16 protein-coding genes and 1 pseudogene are annotated in these 20512 nt (G+C 51.8%); 6 read left to right on the top strand and 11 right to left on the bottom strand.

Going from position 1 to position 20512, the window contains the following annotated elements:
- Positions 1-220 precede the first annotated feature (220 nt).
- Together RO22_RS11745 and RO22_RS24130 are read right to left on the bottom strand one after the other, a co-directional pair.
- Positions 221-972: pseudogene (locus RO22_RS11745) on the bottom strand (IS5 family transposase).
- A 101-nt stretch (positions 973-1073) separates the two neighbouring features.
- Positions 1074-1148: a DUF2892 domain-containing protein gene (locus RO22_RS24130; RefSeq protein ID WP_083868688.1), complete on the bottom strand. Its 75-nt coding sequence runs from the start codon at positions 1146-1148 to the stop codon at positions 1074-1076.
- Between the two features lie 208 nt (positions 1149-1356).
- Here RO22_RS24130 and RO22_RS11740 point away from each other — a divergent pair, with 208 nt between their 5' ends.
- The 6 genes from RO22_RS11740 to RO22_RS11715 all read left to right on the top strand — a co-directional run bounded on the left by RO22_RS11740 (position 1357) and on the right by RO22_RS11715 (position 5988).
- On the top strand, positions 1357-2271 hold the full coding sequence (locus RO22_RS11740; RefSeq protein WP_039857571.1) for an MBL fold metallo-hydrolase: 915 nt from the start codon (positions 1357-1359) through the stop codon (positions 2269-2271).
- Between the two features lie 20 nt (positions 2272-2291).
- Complete coding sequence (locus RO22_RS11735) at positions 2292-2738, top strand: TIGR01244 family sulfur transferase (protein WP_041158402.1); 447 nt, start codon at positions 2292-2294, stop codon at positions 2736-2738.
- Between the two features lie 7 nt (positions 2739-2745).
- Positions 2746-4512, top strand: coding sequence for a SulP family inorganic anion transporter (locus RO22_RS11730; protein WP_041158401.1), 1767 nt, complete (start codon positions 2746-2748; stop codon positions 4510-4512).
- Positions 4513-4517: 5 nt separating this feature from the next.
- On the top strand, positions 4518-4979 hold the full coding sequence (locus RO22_RS11725; protein ID WP_041158400.1) for a YeeE/YedE family protein: 462 nt from the start codon (positions 4518-4520) through the stop codon (positions 4977-4979).
- Positions 4976-5389: a DUF6691 family protein gene (locus RO22_RS11720; RefSeq protein ID WP_041158399.1), complete on the top strand. Its 414-nt coding sequence runs from the start codon at positions 4976-4978 to the stop codon at positions 5387-5389. The genes RO22_RS11725 and RO22_RS11720 overlap by 4 nt, the downstream gene beginning before the upstream one ends.
- A 137-nt stretch (positions 5390-5526) precedes the next feature.
- The gene (locus tag RO22_RS11715) at positions 5527-5988 is read left to right on the top strand and encodes a DUF2892 domain-containing protein (RefSeq protein WP_041158398.1); all 462 of its coding nucleotides are present in this window, start codon (positions 5527-5529) and stop codon (positions 5986-5988) included.
- Between the two features lie 840 nt (positions 5989-6828).
- Here the strand turns inward: RO22_RS11715 and RO22_RS11710 are convergent.
- The 9 genes from RO22_RS11710 to RO22_RS11670 all read right to left on the bottom strand — a co-directional run bounded on the left by RO22_RS11710 (position 6829) and on the right by RO22_RS11670 (position 20501).
- Positions 6829-7152 carry a hypothetical protein gene (locus tag RO22_RS11710; RefSeq protein WP_041158397.1) on the bottom strand — a complete coding sequence of 108 codons (324 nt, stop codon included), beginning with the start codon at positions 7150-7152 and terminating at the stop codon, positions 6829-6831.
- Between the two features lie 58 nt (positions 7153-7210).
- On the bottom strand, positions 7211-7393 hold the full coding sequence (locus tag RO22_RS11705; protein ID WP_041158396.1) for a hypothetical protein: 183 nt from the start codon (positions 7391-7393) through the stop codon (positions 7211-7213).
- A 62-nt stretch (positions 7394-7455) separates the two neighbouring features.
- Positions 7456-9528, bottom strand: a complete 2073-nt coding sequence (gene brxL, locus RO22_RS11700) for a protease Lon-related BREX system protein BrxL (protein ID WP_052475612.1) — start codon at positions 9526-9528, stop codon at positions 7456-7458.
- 72 nt (positions 9529-9600) lie between these two features.
- Positions 9601-12231: a BREX-1 system phosphatase PglZ type A gene (gene pglZ, locus RO22_RS11695; protein ID WP_041158395.1), complete on the bottom strand. Its 2631-nt coding sequence runs from the start codon at positions 12229-12231 to the stop codon at positions 9601-9603.
- A gap of 249 nt (positions 12232-12480) precedes the next feature.
- Positions 12481-13203, bottom strand: a complete 723-nt coding sequence (locus tag RO22_RS23865; protein ID WP_052475611.1) for a hypothetical protein — start codon at positions 13201-13203, stop codon at positions 12481-12483.
- Positions 13203-14321: an AAA family ATPase gene (locus RO22_RS11685; protein WP_041158394.1), complete on the bottom strand. Its 1119-nt coding sequence runs from the start codon at positions 14319-14321 to the stop codon at positions 13203-13205. The genes RO22_RS23865 and RO22_RS11685 overlap by 1 nt, the downstream gene beginning before the upstream one ends.
- A 107-nt stretch (positions 14322-14428) precedes the next feature.
- Positions 14429-16219, bottom strand: a complete 1791-nt coding sequence (locus RO22_RS11680) for a DUF262 domain-containing protein (protein ID WP_041158393.1) — start codon at positions 16217-16219, stop codon at positions 14429-14431.
- Between the two features lie 119 nt (positions 16220-16338).
- On the bottom strand, positions 16339-17742 hold the full coding sequence (locus RO22_RS11675) for a tetratricopeptide repeat protein (protein WP_041158392.1): 1404 nt from the start codon (positions 17740-17742) through the stop codon (positions 16339-16341).
- A complete protein-coding gene (locus RO22_RS11670) occupies positions 17739-20501 on the bottom strand; it encodes an NERD domain-containing protein (protein WP_235270496.1) in 2763 nt (920 codons plus the stop codon). Before RO22_RS11670 ends, RO22_RS11675 begins: the two co-directional genes overlap by 4 nt.
- Positions 20502-20512 lie beyond the last annotated feature (11 nt).

The following is a 20512-nucleotide window of genomic DNA, read 5'->3' as shown; positions in this document are numbered from 1 at the left end:
AAGGTAGAAAGTTGATACGTGTCAATGTGTTATGATATATCGCTTAATGCTCTCTTAATGTTAAATGACTAAGTAGCTGTTCTGTATATGGAATTTCATCTAGCATTAAGTAATTAGCTTGTTACATGGGAATTTTTTAGCGCGCATATGTAAAAAAGCGCTTGCCCCAATAAACATGGCAAGCGCTTTTTCTATGGTTTTGTTTGCTTAGGGCGTGTCCTCATTTCATTTTCAACCAAATGAAGGTGCACGCCAGGTAAACCATGGATTTGAAATTTCGTGCCAGTTTCTCAAAGCGAGTGGCAATGCTGCGAAAGTGTTTCAGCCGAGCAAAGAGGTTTTCTACCAAATGGCGATGCCTGTAGAGAAAGGCGTCAAACTCCGGATTTGGCGTCTTGTTGTTTGATCTTTTGGGGATGATCGGGTTGATGCCCCCTGCCCTGGCATGGTCACGGATGCCCTCTGAATCATAGCCCTTGTCAGCAATGAAGTGGTCGGCTTGATCGACCTTCTTTATGAGGTGCTCTGCAACCGTGGCGTCGTGGACGTTACCCCCAGTGACTTCAAAATCGACCGGATTTCCATGCGCATCGGCGAGCATATGAAGTTTGGTGGTAGCTCCTCCTCGTGATTTTCCAATGGCCCGCTCTTCTCCATGCCGAGCTCCACTCGCATGCTGGTGAGCGCGGAGGTAACTTCCGTCGGCGAATACCCACTCCGCATCAATTTCGCCTCGTAGCTCAAAAAAAATTGCTCCCACAGTCCTTTGGTGGCCCAGCGGTTGAAGCGATTATAGGCCGTTTTCCAGGGGCAAAACTCACTTGGAACATCGCGCTAGGGAGCGCCGGTTCGGAGTTTCCAGAGTATTGCTTCCATCACATTTCGATCATTGGGCCAGCGGTGGCAACCCTTTGCTTTCATGGTGACTTGAAGCTGTTCCCAAATGTCATCGGTCAAAACATATCGTGTCATGGCTGTACTCCCCTTCTGTTAAGAAGAGTCGCATAACCCCACAGAAAATCAATGAGGGACAGCCTTTCTTTCAAAATGAGGACACGCCCTAATAGGCACTATTAAATTTTACATGTATTAATGCCTATTAATTTATAAGCTGGGCAGAAGTTAAATAGCCCGGTGGCTAGCGGCAATCATCTCCAGTAGCGACTCAGTGAAAAGCTTCTTTAATCTTGTCTTCGCGACTTCGAGTTCGTTGAGTCGCTTGGAATCTGGCTAGCTCAACCCAATCAGAGGGGGAGATGTCACTTTTACTTGATGTTTGTATAAACATGTTTCATTGTTTTCTTGTTATTCCAATATGGTCTAGGCTTGTAACTAAAATGGAGAATGAGGAAGAATATGCGTAATTTCCGACACTCACCAGGCAGGCCGGACGTGGCCGGCTTTTACGATCAAAGAACCTCAAGCGTTCAATATATTATCAGTGACCCTGCGACACGGCGCTGTGCCATCCTTGACCCTGTCCTGGACTTTGATGAGAAGTCAGGGACCACTGCAACCCACCATGCTGATGAGTTACTAGATTACGTCGCACGGGAGGGGCTCATCGTTGACTGGATACTCGATACGCATCCACACGCCGACCATTTTTCGGCAGCACAGTATCTTAAGGAAAAGACAGGGGCACCAACGGCTATAGGAGCTTACGTTACGCAAGTGCAAGCGCTATGGAAGGATATATACAACTGGCCCGACTTTCCGGATGACGGCCGACAGTGGGACCACCTTTTTGTAGAGGGCGATACTTTCCACGTGGGCGAGATAGAAGGCCGGATTATGTTCTCGCCCGGCCATACCAAGGCGTCGATCACCTACGTCATCGGCGATGCGGCGTTCGTGCACGACACGCTGTTTCAGCCGGATGGTGGTACGGCCCGTGCCGATTTCCCTGGGGGCAATGCTCACAAACTGTGGGATTCCATTCAGGCCATCCTGGCACTGCCGGACGACACTCGGCTCTTTACCGGTCACGACTACATGCCCGGCGATCGCGAGCCAGAGTGGGAAAGCACGGTGAGTGTCCAGCGCGAAACCAATATTCATCTCCAAGACAGCCCGACAGCGGAAAGCTTCATCGCTTTGCGTAACGAACGTGACGCCAAGCTGCCCATGCCGAAACTGATCCTGCACGCTTTGCAAGTCAATATCCGGGGCGGCGACCTGCCAGAGCCAGAGGATAATGGTCGTCGTTACCTGAAGATTCCCCTCGATGCTCTACCGGGGGCCGCCTGGGATGATGAGGCGCGTTCCTAAAGCGACCAAGGAGGTAACCTATGGATATCAAACCACTCGATGATCGCCTTTACGTGGCAGCACAACCTCGCCTCGACGAACTTGAACAGCTTGCCGAACAAGGGTTCCGCACCATTATCTCCAATCGCCCGCGCGGGGAAAGTGATGACCAGCCGGATCCCGATGCCCTCAAGGCTAAGGCCAAATCACTGGGCATGGCCTGGCATGAAGTTCCCGTAAAGCCTGGGGAATACGCAAAGGCGGACATCGATGCCTATTCAGATGTGCTGCATTCTGCAAAGGCCCCCGTGCTCGGCTTCTGCCGAACGGGAAAACGCGTGGCCCATTTGTGGGCATTATCACTCGCCCCGCAGCGTCCGGTATCCGAGCTGATCGAATCAGCCAATGCGGCTGGCTATGACTTGGAGCCCTTGCGCGACAGGCTTGAACAACAAGCCCATCAGGCAAAGGGTGATTCTGGGTCGTGAGCGTGCTATGGCCAGCCTGAAGCATTATCTACCTATACTCCAGTGGCTGCCCGGCTATGGACGCGATACGTTGGCCAGCGACCTGTTGGCAGCGGTAATCGTGACCGTCATGCTGATCCCGCAGTCGCTGGCATACGCCATGCTGGCGGGCCTTCCCCCCGAGGTGGGGCTTTATGCAAGCATCGCTCCGCTGTTCGTTTATGCGATTTTCGGGACCAGCCGCACCCTTGCGGTAGGGCCAGTGGCAGTGGTCTCGCTGATGACAGCGGTGGCCATCGGTCGCGTCGCCCCGCAAGGGTCGCCGGAATACTTGGGCGCTGCACTGGTACTGGCACTGATGTCTGGTTTGCTTCTCATCCTCATGGGGGTGGCGCGACTGGGCTTCTTGGCCAATTTCCTCAGTCATCCCGTGATCTCCGGATTCATCACCGCCTCGGGGCTGCTCATCGCGATCGGTCAGGCCCGACACCTGCTGGGGGTGGAAGCCTCGGGTCACAACATGATCGAATTACTGGGCGACCTGTGGGTAAACGTGGGCAGCCTCCATGGGATTACTCTTGCCATCGGTTTAGGTGTGCTGGTCTTTCTTTATGCTGCCCGGCGTTGGTTGAAGCCAGGGCTCCTGTCGCTAGGCCTGCCGTCACGCTCAGCGGATATGCTGTCCAAGGCAGCACCGATTCTTGCCGTGGCGCTGACCACCCTAGCGAGCTGGGCCTGGCAGCTCGACCAGCACGGCGTAGCCGTCGTGGGAGAAGTACCGGCCGGCCTACCTCCGCTTACCTTACCAGGTTTGGACCTTGGGCTATGGCGTGAACTGTTAGTAGCTGCCTTGCTGATAAGCGTGGTCGGTTTCGTAGAGTCAGTATCGGTAGGTCAGTCCTTGGCCGCCAAGCGTCGGCAACGCATCGAGCCAAACCAGGAACTGATCGGTCTTGGCACTTCGAATATCGCGGCTTCCTTCTCTGGCGGCATGCCGGTGACGGGTGGCTTTGCCCGTTCGGTGGTCAATTTCGATGCCGGCGCTCAGACTCCGGCGGCAGGTGCGTTCACGGCCATAGGCATCACACTGGCCGCGTTGCTGCTGACACCGTTGATCGCCTATCTCCCCATCGTCACGCTCGCCGCAACCATTATCGTCGCCGTCCTGTCATTGGTGGATTTGGGCGCGGTGCAAAAAAACTGGGTCTACTCCCGCAGTGATGGCGTAGCCATGTTGGTAACCATCATCGCCACCCTGGGCCATGGGGTGGAAAGCGGCATCCTGGCCGGCGTAGGGCTATCGCTCGCCTTGCATCTCTACCGTACCAGCCGTCCCCATAGCGCCGTGGTCGGCCGAGTGCCGGGCAGCGAGCATTTCCGAAATGTCCTGCGTCACGACGTTGAGACCGATAAGCGTCTGGTCATACTCCGCATCGACGAAAGCCTTTATTTCGCCAATGCCCGTTACCTTGAGGATACCGTGATGGCCTTGATTTCCCGTGACTTCGAATTGCAGCATATCGTGCTGGCGTGTCAGGCAGTTAATACCATCGACGCCTCGGCCTTGGAGAGCCTAGAGGAGATCAACGCTCGGTTGAAGGATGCCGACATGGCGCTGCATCTGGCCGAGGTCAAGGGGCCGGTTATGGACAAGCTTCGTGGCTCCGATTTCATGAAAGCGCTCGGCGGCGAGGTCTTCCTCAGTACCTACGATGCTTGGCGCAGCCTGCATCAAGAGAAAACGTCGTTGGCTCAGGCAACCAACACCCAACAGGTTCACCAAACTAAGGAGTAAACGAAGTGGATTGGACTTCAAATCTGCAAGGATTGGCCGGCGGTATACTCATCGGCATTTCCGCTACCTGGTTGATGGCCACGCTAGGACGTATCACCGGTATCAGCGGCATCGCCGGCACGCTGGTGACGACGCCTCCAAAGGGCCACAGCGCTTGGCGGGCCGCGTTCTTGGTTGGCCTGGTCACCGGGCCTGTTGTGCTCGTTCTGGCGGGAGGTGGTCTGGGAAACGTGGTGGGACAGCCCAATGAGGTTATTGGTGATCCCGCCGGTGGCGTGATGCTGATGTTGATTGCGGGGCTGTTGGTGGGTGTCGGGACAGGGCTCGGCAGCGGCTGTACCAGTGGTCATGGGGTATGTGGCCTGTCACGTCTATCGCCGCGTTCGATGGCGGCTACCGTCACGTTTTTGCTGAGTGCCATGGCAACCGTCTATATCACCCGACATGTGATAGGAGGTGGGGCATGAGAACCTTAATGGCTTACGCCGCAGGGCTCTTGTTCGGACTCGGCCTCGCCATTTCAGGCATGACCGATCCGGCGCGTGTTCTCAGCTTTCTGGATATCGCCGACGAATGGGATCCTACCTTGGCCTTTGTACTGGGCGGGGCCGTCATCACTACCTTCATCGGCTACCGGTTGGTGTTGCGTCGGAGCAGCCCTTTTTTTGGTGATAAATTTCAACTACCAACCAAGCGTGAACTCGATAGCCGTTTGCTCGGTGGGGCGGCGCTCTTTGGCATTGGTTGGGGGCTTTCGGGCTACTGTCCAGGTCCTGCCATCGCCTCGGTCGTCGGACTGAGCACGCCTCTCGTCGCGATGCTTGTGGCAATGATTGGCGGGTGGTGGTTAGCAAAGCGGTTCTCAGGCAGCCGCTGACCAGCGCTTGAGCTTAAACCACCGCTTGCTAAGAGTGAATTATAGAACTAAAAGTGTAGATCTAGATTAGCGTTAAGATTGCTAGCTCTTGGTTAAAGATATCTTTGGACATATTAACTTAAGGATAAGGAGGTCACATGCTGCCTTCAACGACTTCACGCGTTGAGCAGAATACTGCCGAAAGCATCAACCAGCATATCCGGCGGCGCACCGAAGACAACATTGCGTACTTCGCCCAATATCCTCATGAAATTGAGCACCGTCTGCATGAGCTCGACCATGAGTGGGATATTGAACGCACTCTGGAAGCGAACGCGGCTACCCTGAGCTTGGCTGGAGTGGCCCTTGGGGCGTTAGTCGATAAGCGATGGTTCCTGTTGCCTGCGGCGGTAACCGGCTTTCTGCTGCAACACGCATTGCAAGGATGGTGTCCACCCATTGTTATCTTCCGTAAACGTGACGTACGCACTTCAAAAGAAATTGACCAAGAACGCTATGCGCTTAAAGCCTTACGTGGAGATTTTTCCCAATTAGAAAGCGTTTCGCCGGCAAGCCCGCATGACCGCATGCATGAAGTGCTGGACAGAGTAGAACGTTAAGAGCGCTCCCGCTTATCCAAGCGAATGCTCGTCAGGCCAAGCAAGTCCGACCCTTAGCGGCAGGACCAAAATGTACATGCCAAATCACCGCTCTGCTCTCCTTTATTAAGAGAGCAGAGCTTATTTCTGCACGCTACACCTCCCCCCAGTGTCTTTCAGTCCGCTGAGTAATGTACTTACCCTGCTCAAGGTTTATGTTTACGTGCTAAAACAGCTGTTCCTGGCACAACTAGAAAGTGGAATACTGCGCAATCATGCCAAACAACGTAGCGCTGTTTGGGCAGAGTTGTATGAGTGGTAATATCCACGAACAATTATTCCACAGTGTTTGAGACTGTCTCGAAACGTTGCTTGGTTGCTTGGATTGCTTCGTTTGAAATACCTAGAACACTAAAATTCTGATAGCCAAGTTTGAGAAGATCATCGGCTAACGCAAATTAACCGCCGCCCACGTCGATAAATAGCCGCACTGTGATCTGGTGCAGCTTGTTGAACGAAATGCAATGACTGTGCAAGGTGTGAACAATGCCAGCTGACTTTTCAACGCCCTCTCAAGATTCATAGTGTCGTATGCTTAACAGGTATAAGACTGCCAACTCATTTATTGAGTTGACCCGCTGGCACGTTCATTTGGGTTATACCGCATTTCATTCACGATCTATACCCTTGAAATCACGTGAAACTAAATACAGCTCGGCAGCAAAGCATCAATATCGTACCGGCTGCATAACACTGTCGAACCAACATGCCTAATTGGCCGCAACTTCCGCTTTGGGTCGAAATCTGCCTTAAGCAGCTCTCTATACCAGTCCAAAAGCGTGGCGAAACTGCATAGCACGCTTAGGCGTCTCTATCACCAAAATAATCATCCGTCGCCACGAGCCCCAGGCGGTCATCTGTATTGAAGGCTTGATCTCTGTCACTATCTTCGCTGAACAAATTTTGTACGCGGCGTTCTTGTTTGAAGTAAGCCAACGTGCTGAAAAAACAGCTTTCGCAAAGGTGAACTTCATAGCGCTCGCCGTCGTGTTGAGAGCCATAGCCCCAATGTGCCTTGAGGGTGGCGTACTCAAGATTTTCCTCTACTACACGTGTTGTGGTTAGGCAGACATCGCACACCACATCAGTGACGGCCTCGACTTCTACTTTTTCAGTCACTTTCATTGCTATGCTCCTCCCCTACCGACCATGTACTCACTAACATGGCATGTGCAATGCGTGCCTATCTCGGCGGATGCTCATCACCTGATTGGGTGGCTGGAACAGGCTCTTCCACCTGCATGGCTTCCCAGTCGTCAGCGCCTACAGGCTCAAACGGCAGCTCATATTTGCCGACCGAGCCCTTAAGCCGCTGCAGAGGGCCACCGTCTGCTTTTATATCACTGGACTCATTAGATTTTTGCATCTAAGTGCCTTCTGCAGTGCGTGCGAAACCATGAATGCAGTATCACGGTAGACTCATTAACCTTAATCCACCCCAAGCGCTTTGACCACTGCATCAATCGGTTCGGCATAGAAGCTGGTTTGGAACTTGGTGAACAGCTCTCCGGGGATGGTAGGAATATCCATGGCGCTGCTCATGGGCAGAGTGACGCGCTTGCCACCGGCATCAAAGGCAACCTGCAGGCATTCCGCTAGACTTTCGACGGGTTTCAAGCTGCCCCCTAGACTCATGTCGCCCAGCACGACCATTTGGCTCTGAGTAGGTTTACCTACCAGGCCAGAGGAAAAAGCGACTAAGCTTGCTAGCGAGAGATCACGCAGCACGCCGCTATTTTGCAGATCGACCACATGAAGGTGGAAATCATGCTCCAACACCTTGCGGGCTCCACTGATACGGCTGGCGTTGGCCTTGAAGTAATCGAACGCCATTTTGACCTGCTCTTTGGCGGCCGTTGAGTTCCAAAGCCCTGACATCGCCAGCTTGCCGCTGCCTGCGGTTACCTGCATTTCGATGCGATAAACCCCCGGCATGCCTTTATCGCTGAGGCCAATGGTATGCACCACCCCTGGCTTGCCCTGGCCTTCTGGAATTAGGCCGCCACCGCCCTGCTCTTTCACCGACACAAAGTGCTCTTCCAAGGTCTCTTTGTCGATGTAGCTGAAATGGACATCGTAGAACTCCATGCCGCCAATCTTTTTCAGCTGCTCCTTGACGCGGCGGCGTACCTGCATGGCGTATTCCAGGCAGTCCCGTACATCGTCTTTCATGTATTCCCCATGGGGAAACATCAGCTTCAGCAAGCCCGATACCGTTTTACGTACCGCGATCACGTCACGCTGGTTGAGGTTGTCGCCCAGAGAGAAGTAGCGATCAATCGCATCAGCGAAGCTGCGCTTGCGCATCTCACGGAAAAATTCGGCTAGGTAATCGACGATAAACCCATAGCGCTGAGTGAAGAATGAGGGCCGCATCTTGGGGATTTCCCAGCCGGGAATATAGGCATGGAAGCGGTCAAAGAAGGCAGCATCAATCATGGCATCGGGGAATGGCGTCAATAGGTGACTGGTTTTCACCAGCGACTCCACGCTTTGATTGATGTTGCCGACGAACACCATCGAGGCTGAGGCTTCCATCTGTTCGCGCCCACGGGCAAAGGAGCCAGAGGCCATGTAATCCTTCATGATCTGCACCCCGTCCTTATCCTTGAACGAGATACCGGCCACTTCATCGAACGCCACCAAATCCCACATACCCACCAGGCCAATGCGCCGCGAGCTCATGTTGTAGAACAGGTTAGCCACCGTGGTTTGCCCGCCGGAGACCAAAATGCTGTTGGGTGAGCACTCTTTGTAGATATGGCTTTTGCCGGTGCCCCGTGGCCCTAGCTCGCAGACGTTATAGTTGTTCTCGACAAATGGAATCATCCTGGCCAGCAGGTGCCATTGCACGTTCTCATCCAGCTCGGCAGGTTCCATACCAATCGAGCGAATCAGCACTTCACGCCATTGAACATTGGTAAACCCACGCCGCCCTTCAAACAGCTCGTCCATATTCATGTGGGGCATCTGAATAGGCTTGAGCAGGCTAACGCCAAACGGCGAGCTTGTTTGCCCCTCTTCGTGAAAGTAGCTGAGCGTGGCGATCACCCAAATACCGCCTACCAGCAGCTTCTCGTGCTCTTTAACAATACCTGCAGAGATTTCGGCATCCTTGATGCCCAGGTTACTGAACGCCGCTTCATAGCGATCTTTCTTCTCATTCAGACGCACCGTGACACGATCAATCACCTTGAAGCTGCCGCGCTCACGCACAATGGATTTTACTTTCTCCGCTTCATCCGGCCGAACGTAGTTATCGGTCAGAATCGCTTTGACGTTTTCCAACCCCTTGGCAATCACCTCGGTATCGTCAGAGGCGCAGTACATACCTAACAGGTACTCCAGTACGTAAACAGGCACGTTTGCGCCCTCTTTCACGCGCTGGGTGAGATCCTTACGTACCACGCGGCCCGCAAAGTGCGTGTTGAGCATCGTATCCAGATCGGCATCTTGGAGGGCGCCGGTCACGTGCGTGGCGGAAGATGAGTCAAAATCCATGTGGGCGGTCACTCCTAAACGACGAAAAAAGCACAATGCACAAACATAAAAGCTTCCCAGCTGATGACGGGCCTAGAAAAAATCATCCGTAAACGCGAGATCAATCACCACCCGGTAGCGCTCCCGCTCGGTGCCCAGGTCTTTATCGCGCAGCACTAGGAAGTAGTCATTCTTGCGGTCGAATGACGTGCCTGATAGCGAGAGGCGCACCGACTTCATGCGCTCGTTCATATTGTCGCTTGCGCTATCGAAGGTCACGATCTCTTCACTGGAGACCACCTCGCTGCCCGCGTAAATCGACACCGACAGCGTGACCGGGCGGAGGCGCTCGCTCACCGCTTCGGTTTGCAGCAGGTCGAAGCGCTGAATGTTATTGACCATCTTCAGCGATGCCTTGGGTGAGATCACTTCCACCTTGCGGCTAGTGCGCTTTTCTACCTTCTCGCCCCGTAGCTGCTGAACGGTGAGCACGGGCACCACAATTTCCTGGGGCATAATGCCCCCGTGTACAAAGCGCGCCCCGCCGACAAAGTGAAAACGGTGTGCGCCTTTGGGTATCCAGAACTGGGTGTCGCAGGCGGTGCCTGCCGTATCGCGGGTATGGCCGTGCCACACGCTGGGGTTGTCGGGCAGCGACTCGCCCAGCACATAGCGCTTTTTGCTTTTGAAGGCCGACGTTGGCTTTTCTGACAGCGCCGTGCGGTCGGTAGCATCCAACGCGCTGCGCTGGAACAGGAAACCATGGTCGGCGGTGACCAACACGGTGCTGGTGTTCAAGTGCATGAGAATTTTACGGGTCAGCTGATCCAGTTCATCAATGGCATCCTCCACCGCTGCGAACGTCTCGCTTTCGGTGTTAGCGGCATCCCCACGGGCATCTACCACGTTGTGGTACACGTACATCAACTGCACGCCTTTGATCTTTTCGCGCCCCTCTTCACGGCTCCAACCCTTTACCTCATCGGCGGTGACGGCTAACGCCTCCCCGCCTAGCGCGGCTTTAAGTAACTTGCTGCGGTTCGCCGTGCCTTGGGTGGATTGGCCATTCACCAGCACCGTATCGCTGCCCGGCTGATAGCTGAGCTCTCGGTGCGGTAACAGCGAGGCCATCCCCAGCGTGGTGTAGCTAGGCACCACACCTAACTGGCTTTTTAACGTCGCTTCACTGTAGCGCTTAGCATTAATGCGCTCACGCAGCTCTTCCGCCGCCTCATAGCGGAAAGCATCACTAATCACCACCACCACACGCTTTTGGCGGCTAGCGGCTAGCTGGGGCTGCACCCAGTCACGGTAGAAATGCTGCTGGCTGGGGATATTGGGTAGCTTCCAGTGGGTGAGCCGCTGCTCGGCTTCTACCCGCTCGCTCCAGTTACGGGTGAGCTGGCCCAGGAACCACTCGTCATAACAGCGCTCAACGGCGGCATCCAGGTTTTTTAGCAGCTCAACGCCAGTGGCATCAGACGCCACGGCATAATGGCGATAGGCGGTATCAAAACGGTAGAGGTCTGTTTGGTACGCGTGATAAAGCGCTTCAACGCTCTCGTAATGAAAGCCTTTGGCATGCTGATGACGCAGGCTAAACAGCGCAATCGCCGCCGTCAGTGCGGCGTACAGCTGACGATAGCGCTCGCGGCGGGCATCGTTTTTATGCCGAGATGCCCAGTAGCCGTCCAGGCGCGCCACAATGATGCTGTCGAACAGCTTCAGGTCGCGGGCATCCGCCGAGGGAATCGCCTGGCAGAGATCGACAATGATCTGCTTCTCCACGACCTCAAACGTCGCCACATGGCTTAGCTGCTCTAGCGGCACACCCTGCAGCTTGTCATCAATGCGCTGGGCATCCGCCACCCAACCGGAGATCACATCGAACGCGGGGTAAAAGCGCGAGCTATCCCGCCAGCGAGTGAGCAGCGCCCGCGAAGATGCACGCGCATTAACAGAGGGAATGGCCACCTGACGCGCCCAGTCAGGAATATCAGAAATGCTCTCGCAGTAGCCGGTAATCAATAACCGCAGCATTAGCTGGCCGAAGTTAAGCGGCGCTTCGCCGCTAAGCTCTGCTTGACTGGCGGGGTAACCCACTTCGGCTTGCAGGGCGTGCACCAGCGCAGGCACCAAGGCGTACTTTTCCGCTTCAATCAACGCCGCTGGGTTCGTCTCTAACCCCAGCTCATTGGCCACCGCTTCTTCAGCCAGATGAAACAGCAGCGTGGCAACATCGAGGGACGTTGCCCCGACCACCACGGCCAGCATCGCCAGATCCAGCTCATCTTCACTGAGGGAAGGCGTAACCAAACGCTTCAGGGCCTCAATACGTTTGCGGCTGGCTAAAAACGCCTGCCGCTGCGCCAAGTGCTCGCGCAGCACATGGCGTGTTAGGCCCAGCTCGTTGAAAATCATCGAAACGCGGTCGGCGTAGAAGCGGCCAGAGTACAGCTTGATATCCAACAGCCAGTCATCTTCTGGGGCTGGCTCGGCGTAGGGAAAGTAGAGCAACGTGGGCATTTCCGGCTCCTCCAGCTCCAGGCGTAGCTTCACGCCAAGGGTAGACTCCCCCGCCATATTGATCACCTGAACGCCTTCCAGCCCAAGCTCGCTAAGCGAATCCGCAAAGTGGCCAGGGGCGTCGTACCAGAACACAATCCGGTGGCGGTCGGTGAAGAAGGCGTGTTGTAAGCCCTGCTGGAGTTGGTCGAGCTGCATCTAGCCTCCTTGCCGGTTCATGATCAAACATGACGGCTCGCCTGAACCGGCAAGCACAATATAAAATGAAGGAAATACTAACATGCCCTGTCTAATACAGCCGGACTCTCCCGCTAAATCCCGGCTTCATCATTTTCTCTCCTTCACAAAGCCTGATAATACTCGCGTATCCTCTACGCCATCAGCTTGCAGCAGGCGGCGATCTTGTACGGATCAGTTCTTCGCTAAAGCGACAAAAAGTCGCAGATTTTAAAGCTCGTAAACCTTTTGACCAAAATAATCCGCCAAGAAGATTGGGAAGGCACTCAACACAGCCACTTCCCCATTTGGCAAGTAATTATTTATCTGAGTACTAGCAATAGAAGGTTGACTGACTCGGGTGGTAATACCGTATTTACCGCTAACTATACCATTGGCTTTCCTCATATTAACGTCTACCAAACCTTGCCAGAGAAGCTTATCTATTTTCTTTGCATCTCGATACTTTGGATTTCCGCGCTGAGACGACAGTCCTTTATAAATCTTCCCTTTACAGCGCGAAACATCAACTGTAAGAGCTAGATAATCTTCATGTTTATCTATATCTCTCAACGCTTCAACCATAGGGTAACTGATAAAAAGCTTGCCGTTCTCTGTTTCGTTATCAAATAACTCAAGCATCTTACATAGCTTCTCATCGCTATAAAGATTGTCACAGGGCTCCATATCAAAGAAAAGGTAGATTTGAGATATCTGATCACGCCTTAAGCCAGCTAAACTCTCTTGTTTTTTTGCAACAGAGTTTAACTCTTTAATAATCTCAAAAGGATCTAAATCCTCATCTTTTACTATCGCCTTGTAAAGCTCGTAAATATCATTCTGAAAGCAGACCAAAATATTACTTTCTTCACCACTGAAGAAAACTTTTGCAAGGCTATTAAAATAATTCGGCTCAACCTTTTCTCCTTCAAACACAAACAACGTCCGTTCCATTAGCTAGACATGCCTTTGTAAATTTTTTCTAGATTATGTGCCTTTCGTAGCTCTTTATTCGTAAGTGCGGTAATGGGCTTAATATCTTTATCCAATACGAAATAGCAATCTGGCCTGAGCAGGTCGTTACTCATGACACCTGTATTATGAGTGGTCATAATAGTTTGACAATCCGAATCAGCAACTTTTCCGACAATAACGGATGCCAATGCGTGATGATAGAAGGCATCAAACTCATCCATATAGGCAAAGGTGACTTCTTGACTTTGAAAGCGCAACCACCAGAAATAAAAAATACCCAGAGCTAAGGTGCCTGTAGAAGCCACGGAGGCAAACTCTAGCTTTCTTCCTCCAAAATTAAAATATATGCTTTTATCGCCATCATCCTTAACATCAACATCAAGTGAACATTCAATGCCAGAATCATTCAAAAAATGTTCAAAGTCCTCAAGAGAGCCTGAGCTAATAATCCTTTCCGAAAGCCGCGCCTCGCTTAGCTTCTTACCAATATATTCACCCGTGCGCGCCGAACTAAGTGACCGGAAAAATACCATCCCCTCAATAAAATCAAACAACGCATCAAACGCCTTATCCGTGGCGGATTCTTCAGAAAGCGTATTGCTATGAACATACTTTAATAAAGATATCTGAGAGTCGCCAACGTCCTTTTTTAGATTGCTTGCTCGTTGAAGGCAGATGCTAGCGTGCTTTGATACACGCCGATCAATGGCAATAACTTCTTCGCCGTCAATGAGTAAATTTTCATAAACCAACTCTCTTAGTGACTTTTTACCATAACGATACTCAACATTAACTCCTTCAAAACGAAACTCAAAAACAAATTCAGCTAGCTCAACGCCTATTCCACCATTTAAGTAGTTATTTTCAAGGTTGAGATTTTGGTGGTTGTGGGAAGAGTCGATCAAGTGAAGCACCGGATCAACCATGGCCAAGCCAAGATTGGATTTACCACCTCCATTAGGCCCATAAATCATGCCATGCTCGACAATACCATCCTTCACTGCATTGTCGTTAAACGCATACTGCTGGCTGGTCATGTCAAACGTAAGCCAATCCGCAAAGTTTCGGAAATTTTTCACAGCAAATTTATGCAGCATGGTGCCCCCTCAAGATAGTAATCTGATCATCATAGCAAGCTCTGATGCATCCGTAAAAAAACTACGGCTACTGGCACCAGTTCTGCCCTTGACGTTCAGCCCATACCTCATAAAGCCTGGTAATACTCGCGGATCATTTCGGCCATCAGTTTGCGACGCGCCGCGAGAAAATCTCGGTAGTTGTCAGAAGTGACGGTGTCCAGAAAGTCCGGAATAGCGTTCTCTCTCAGGTTAGCTTGAAGGTCTACCAGATGAGTGATTTCACCTAACGTTAGCTCACCGGTGTCACATTGTGACTTTACCTTGGCCATATAGGTTTGCGGGGGATAGTCTTTAATAGCGATATTGATGGGTGTTTCCGTCAGCGCAAAGTTGGCTACTTGGTTGTAGTCACCCTGTTTTGGGAAGCCATTCTTAATCAAATAATTTTTAGGAACAATATGATGCATATCACCATGCCCTTCGATCATCTGAGCAACATTTATCGACTTCGACAAAAACCCACGGACACCCTTGCTAACTAGCGCTGCTAAGTAAATTTGGAACGCTGGACTACGCTTGCTAGGTGATACCAGTTCCTGCAACAAGGCCACTTTCCAGAAGCCATCGCCAAGCTCTGATTCTTCCAGAATGCGCAGGTAGCTATCAGCGCCGTGTTCGCTAATCCGACGCAGGTCGGTTTCCCAGGTTGATTCAAAACTACCCACTGCACGGCCGGTGAGTAGTGTCATCACGAACCAACGTTTGACGATACGCGCCCGCTCGCCCTCGCTCATCTGGTCGTCGTTGCGCAGCCGCAAATACAGCGCATAGGCGAAGTTCAGCGCGTTCTTCGAGCCAATCATGCTAGCGTCGATAAAGCCCGCCGACTTGATCATCATCACAAAGCGTTCAAGGTGAGTTTTGCGCACCAATTGATCCAGCGCGTCCGAAAACCGCGCATAAGCAGCGGGGATGCGGCTTTCATCAATCTTGCGGGTTTCTGGATCGAGACCGGAAAGCTCGCTGACAATCGCTCCGGCCTTGCCACGGCTGAAGCCCACCAGCCCCGCAATGCGGATCACATCGGTGTATTCTGGTTGAAACAACTCATCTGACTGGCTTTTGAGCCACTGGATCTTGTCCAAGTGTGGCGAGGCGGCAAATTCTTCATCGTTAGCGCGGATGTCGTCGAAGGCGTGACCGGACACAGTGAGATGGCAAAAATAATCGATCAGCTTGCGCAGGTTACGCCCTTCATCGCCATAGGTGGCGATCTTGCTCATGACGAAGTCGGCGCTGGAAAGTGGAACGCCCTTGGCGTTGATACGCACAAATATCTCAGCGACCGTTTCCACATCCAAATCATCGTTCAGAGATATCACACCGACCTGGGCGTGTTCAATACCTGCGAGCTTCGCTACCGCAGCCTCGACCTGCCCCTCATCGACACCGGGGTTCTTGTCAAAATAGTGGCGTAGAAAGGTCAGCTGGCTAGTGCCCGAGAAAAACTCGCTAATATCGTGAATCCACTGGCTGCTATTACTGATTGCCGGGGTGCGTGTAGCAAACTCCTCGGTCAACGGGTTGAACGCGATGGCAATGCGCTTTTTCTGGTAGCGCTTGCCCACCACCGGCTGCCCAGCCACCGCTGCACGCAGTGCTGTTACCCGCTGCTGGCCGTCAATCAAAATCTGTTGATGAGCCGCCACGTCTCCGCCTTTCAGCTTGGCGCCTACTGACTGCCAAGTGATCAGGTAGCCCACCGGATAGCCGTTGTATAAAGAATCCATCAGGTCACGCACCTGGGATGTTTTCCACACAAATGGCCGTTGCAGCTCCGGGATGGCAATCTTGTCGCTGCGCACATCCGCCAGCACTTGGCTTACTGCGGTCTGTTTTACTTCATATTTGGCCATGCCTGATCCTTGTTGCGCTTGTATTGTTACCGGATAGCTTTATTCATGTCACCTAGCGCGAATAAAGCTTTCAAAAACGATTTGATCTTAGATGCGTGTGATTTTTCCGGCTCGTGACGCTAGCCATCTTTAGAGTGGAGACTGATAGCTCTCCAGCCATACTTATTTTTCGCTTTATCAAAAGCGGCTACTGCAACGCCCTTCGTTTGGCAGTTATCTGGTTGTGTAGATGCCAGCGATGCATAAACAAATATATCGCCATTTACAAAGCCAAACCCTCTATCGGTAACGCTTAGTGTGCCGTCAAATAAACGAATATCAGGGGATTCAAAATGGTCGCTAACCTTCACTGACACTACCTCGGGTTTATCTGAGGATAAATCGCAGAGCACCTCAAGGGGAGTGCCTGGCTCAGGAAAATTACGCTTGGGAAAAACGCCTTTTCTCGCAGAAAGTGTTAGATCACGGGATACGTAAATATTAGCGCCTTTTAAAGAGGCATGGACATTTTGCAGAATGCCGGCATAACGCTGTGGCTTGGCAATGGTGTATTGCTCCGCACCTGCCGATAAGCTCCGAGTGATTGCATCTAAGTCACTGTAATCAACTGAGGCATCGAACCAGGGGGATGAGGTCAACGCCAAGATATTATCCCGGGGCGTCCATCCATTCTGGCTGTATATCTCCAACAGCTTACTCAGTGCCTTAGATGCGTTCTCGTTCTCTCCGATCTCATGGAATCGTTCGGCGATCTGAAACAGGCCTTGGGTGCTGAACTTTGGGTCATGGGCAGAAGATAATCCATTTGCCAGAAGCTTGATTGCAACGTAAGGCTCATCTTCATAAGTCTTCGCTAGGCCAAACCAGGCCCATGACTCATTGCGCTTACGTTGAAGAACTGTCAGATATGCGTCTCTCGCCTTTTGCAGTTCATCAGCCTGCAAATAGATTTTGGCCTTGTCGTATGCCAACCAGACCTTTCCTGCAGGTGAATCTTCCGCTACTTCTTCAGCATATTTGAGAAACGCTACGATCCGAGGCGCTGACAATGTGCTTCCTTCGCCTTTAAGCAGGTAGCATGCAGCAACCATTCTGGCCAGCTTCTGAACGGTGCTGGGTGATTCGCCTTTGTCAGTAACAAAGGGCTTATGGTCGTCAGCATGAAATAGCTTGCTCCCAGACATCAATATAAAGGAGCAAATAGGTTCACAAAATTTTCCGATCTTGTTAAAAAGGTTCCATAACCTGAAATCAAAGTTATCGCTCGGCAGGGTCAGCTCCAAATCAAATATGCGTGAAGCCCACAGATCGATCGCCTGTTGTTCAGATGGTCGCGGAGTATTATCTTTACGTGATTTGATAGGTTCCGCTATCAATTTCAGTGCTGCATAGATCACCCAGAATAGCGAGCTTTTCAAGAATTCATTGTGCTTATCTTGCTGTAACACCTGATAGCCGGCCTGCCAGGCTCCCTCTAAATTATTGTTTGATTTGAGCTCCCTGATATCGTCAATGATACTCATGCTAGGGCCTCCATAGCATTAGTAAAGCGAGTGATCGCTTTTTCTGAAGTTGCTCGGCAAATTCGGATGGAACTAACCATACCGCGTTTATCTGCATTGATATGTACATCTACAGCGTCTTCGCCTCCTACAAATACCAGTTGAAGGAGATAAGCACTTTCGCTGGCATGAGCAAGGCTGAAACCATGAGGCGTCAGTTTTTCTAAAACTGCATCAAAGGCGTCTTGCAGAGCAGGACTTTGGGCTTTAAATGGCTCAACAATTAGCTTATCAATGATTGCTTGATCTTCTGGATTACCACTGATGAAGACCTTTGTGGTGATGATTTTCTTCTTGTTGTAGTGAAGGCGTACGGCGACATCAGTTTGCTGATCTCGCTCAATGAATTTTACTACCACCTGAAATGGATACTCGTTCCACTCTCCAATGCCCCATGCTGATTTCTCAAGACGCTCGCGCAAAGCCAGCAGCAGTGGCAATAACTCGGGATCGCTAAACCCTGGGGGTGGAACTATAGACGCTTCTTGCTCTTTCGGCTGCCGATCAGAGTCGTAGAATAGTCCTGCATTGACGGCAAACGGCCCTACTCGGAGATCATGGGCTCGGCTAACTGTGGCGTAAATCAAGGGTGTGAGGGCAGGCATCTGTCGAACGACCAGCTGTTCTTCAGCGATCGTAGAGGCAGTGTATAGCCAACGAAAATAGTCGGCATTGTCAGGTTTCCCACCCGAAGAGCTGCGGGATGCGTTCACCCACACGCAGCGCCAATGTCGCCCCTGAGCTCTATGTAGCGTCATTACATGCGCAGGACGAATCAGAGCAGCAGTAGCATAACCCTGGGCTTGTAGAATCTTGTATTCGTAACGGTCATAGCTTGCACGGGCTTCCGCGTAGGCCTGATCCTTCTTATCTGGCAGCCTTGCCTTCTGTTCAGCTAGCGATGGTTTGGCAAGCTGACGGGCCAATACCTGTAATGCAAGCACTTGGTCTGTGGTCAGCTCAGGACGCTCTGCTTCGTAGAAATCTATAAGATAACGGAACGTTACCTCACCGACACCGGGTAAACGACAGTGAGCAAGCTGGAAGTGCAGGTAGGTAGGCTTGCTTCTTCCGCGTAACTCCACACTATGTGTTTCAATACCCTCGTCGACACCGTCAATAAGCGCTATTTCGCCAGCACTTATCCAGCGCAGTTCAGAGCTCGCCCAAGTTTCAGAATCAGCAGTAATGATCGGTGTACGGTTGTAGAAATCGACCCTATCCCTGATACCCAGTCGTAATGGACTTGTGTGGCCCAGAATTCTGGTTTTAACAGCAGCGTTGATTTTGCGGTTTTGTTCATGAGTAGCACAAAGCAGAGTAGATTCCGCGCACACATTACTGACATCTGGCTCCCAGTTAGTCTTGTTTCCCTCATGCTGTATCTGCAATCGTTTTCCGACAACACGGGGCAAAGAGTTGAACCGAGTGTTGATCACCCGGCTGACTAGGTGGGATTGAAACTGACTTAACGCATCTTGCGGATCAGGCACAACCTGCTCGGACAATAGCTCCCCCACTACAGACAGCTGCCGATGTTCCAACAAGCTATCGGTCATCAGGCTACGCTGCTGCGAGCCACGCGGAGTCTGGTATGGGTCGCCGATAACCACAAATGGGGCTTTATACGACTCTATTACTGACAGAAAATCCTGAATCAAGTGACCAGAACCATAGCGCCTGTCGGTTGTGTTGAATTCTTCGTCACTCAGCAGGTGTGCATCAACAAGAACAGGAATCTGTCGTGGCGACAACAAGCCTTGTTTTATTTTGTGAACACCGATTTTGCGGTCATTTATGACCTCAAAATTGTCTGGTTCACGGCTATATAACCAAGTGTATATTGATGTGGGCTGTGCCTGCGAATGATGATAAGTGCCGGATAACCGCGCACTCGGATTAAGAAGCAGCACTTCGTATCCAGCAGCGCCAATTTCCTCTACTACGTGGGGAAATAGAAAGCGCTTCCCCGTTGAAGCCATACCAGCTAAACGGAATAAGCCGGTCGCATTCTGTAACCAGTGACGTAACTGCTGTAGGAGCACGCTTTGATGATGTGTGAAGGCAACGTTTATGCTCGTATCTTCCAGCCTTTCACCCAGTAGTCTCACGTCGGGTACGCCAGCTGGTTCATAGTGCTCAATACCCAGCTGCTTGATCATTCGCTCGATACCTGTCGGGGGTAGCGAAATCTCCTTGCTCACTATGGCGTCCAGATCCCTAACAAGCTGACGTTCATCAGTGATATGAAACCAAGGCTTGATGCCACCGGGCAGGTGGCCTGCATCAAACTCTACCGCTCCCTCAAAAACGACCAATGCTGCAGTATGCCGCCAGTTACAAGCGGTATTGAGATCAGTCATATTGCGACTAAGAAAGTCGATCAGGGCATGTTTATTGATCGTAAGCTGGCGTAGTGGGTTAACGCTGGCACCGCCTTTAACTTCCACACTATGGCCGGACTCATCAGTCATCACCCATGGTCCACTTTCAGAAAACGCCAGGGTTCCACTGTACGCCTTGAAATCAATAATGATCAGCGCGTTGGGCTTTATGAGCAGCGCATCCAGTTCCCGGCCACCAACGTAAAAATTGGCTAACAAGTGCCAGTCTTGATCGGTAGACAGACAATGCATGCAGAGAGCATCGTACAGTCGATCGAACGCCTTGTTTTCATGCGTGTGATCAAACTGCCTGCCGCGATATGCCTTCAATGCCATCCTTGCAATTC

Origin of the sequence: Halomonas sp. KHS3 (assembly GCF_000830495.1) — a bacterium.
Classification (GTDB): domain Bacteria; phylum Pseudomonadota; class Gammaproteobacteria; order Pseudomonadales; family Halomonadaceae; genus Vreelandella; species Vreelandella titanicae.
Note: the sequence above shows the minus strand (reverse complement) of the source record. Positions and strands in the feature narration are given on the sequence as shown.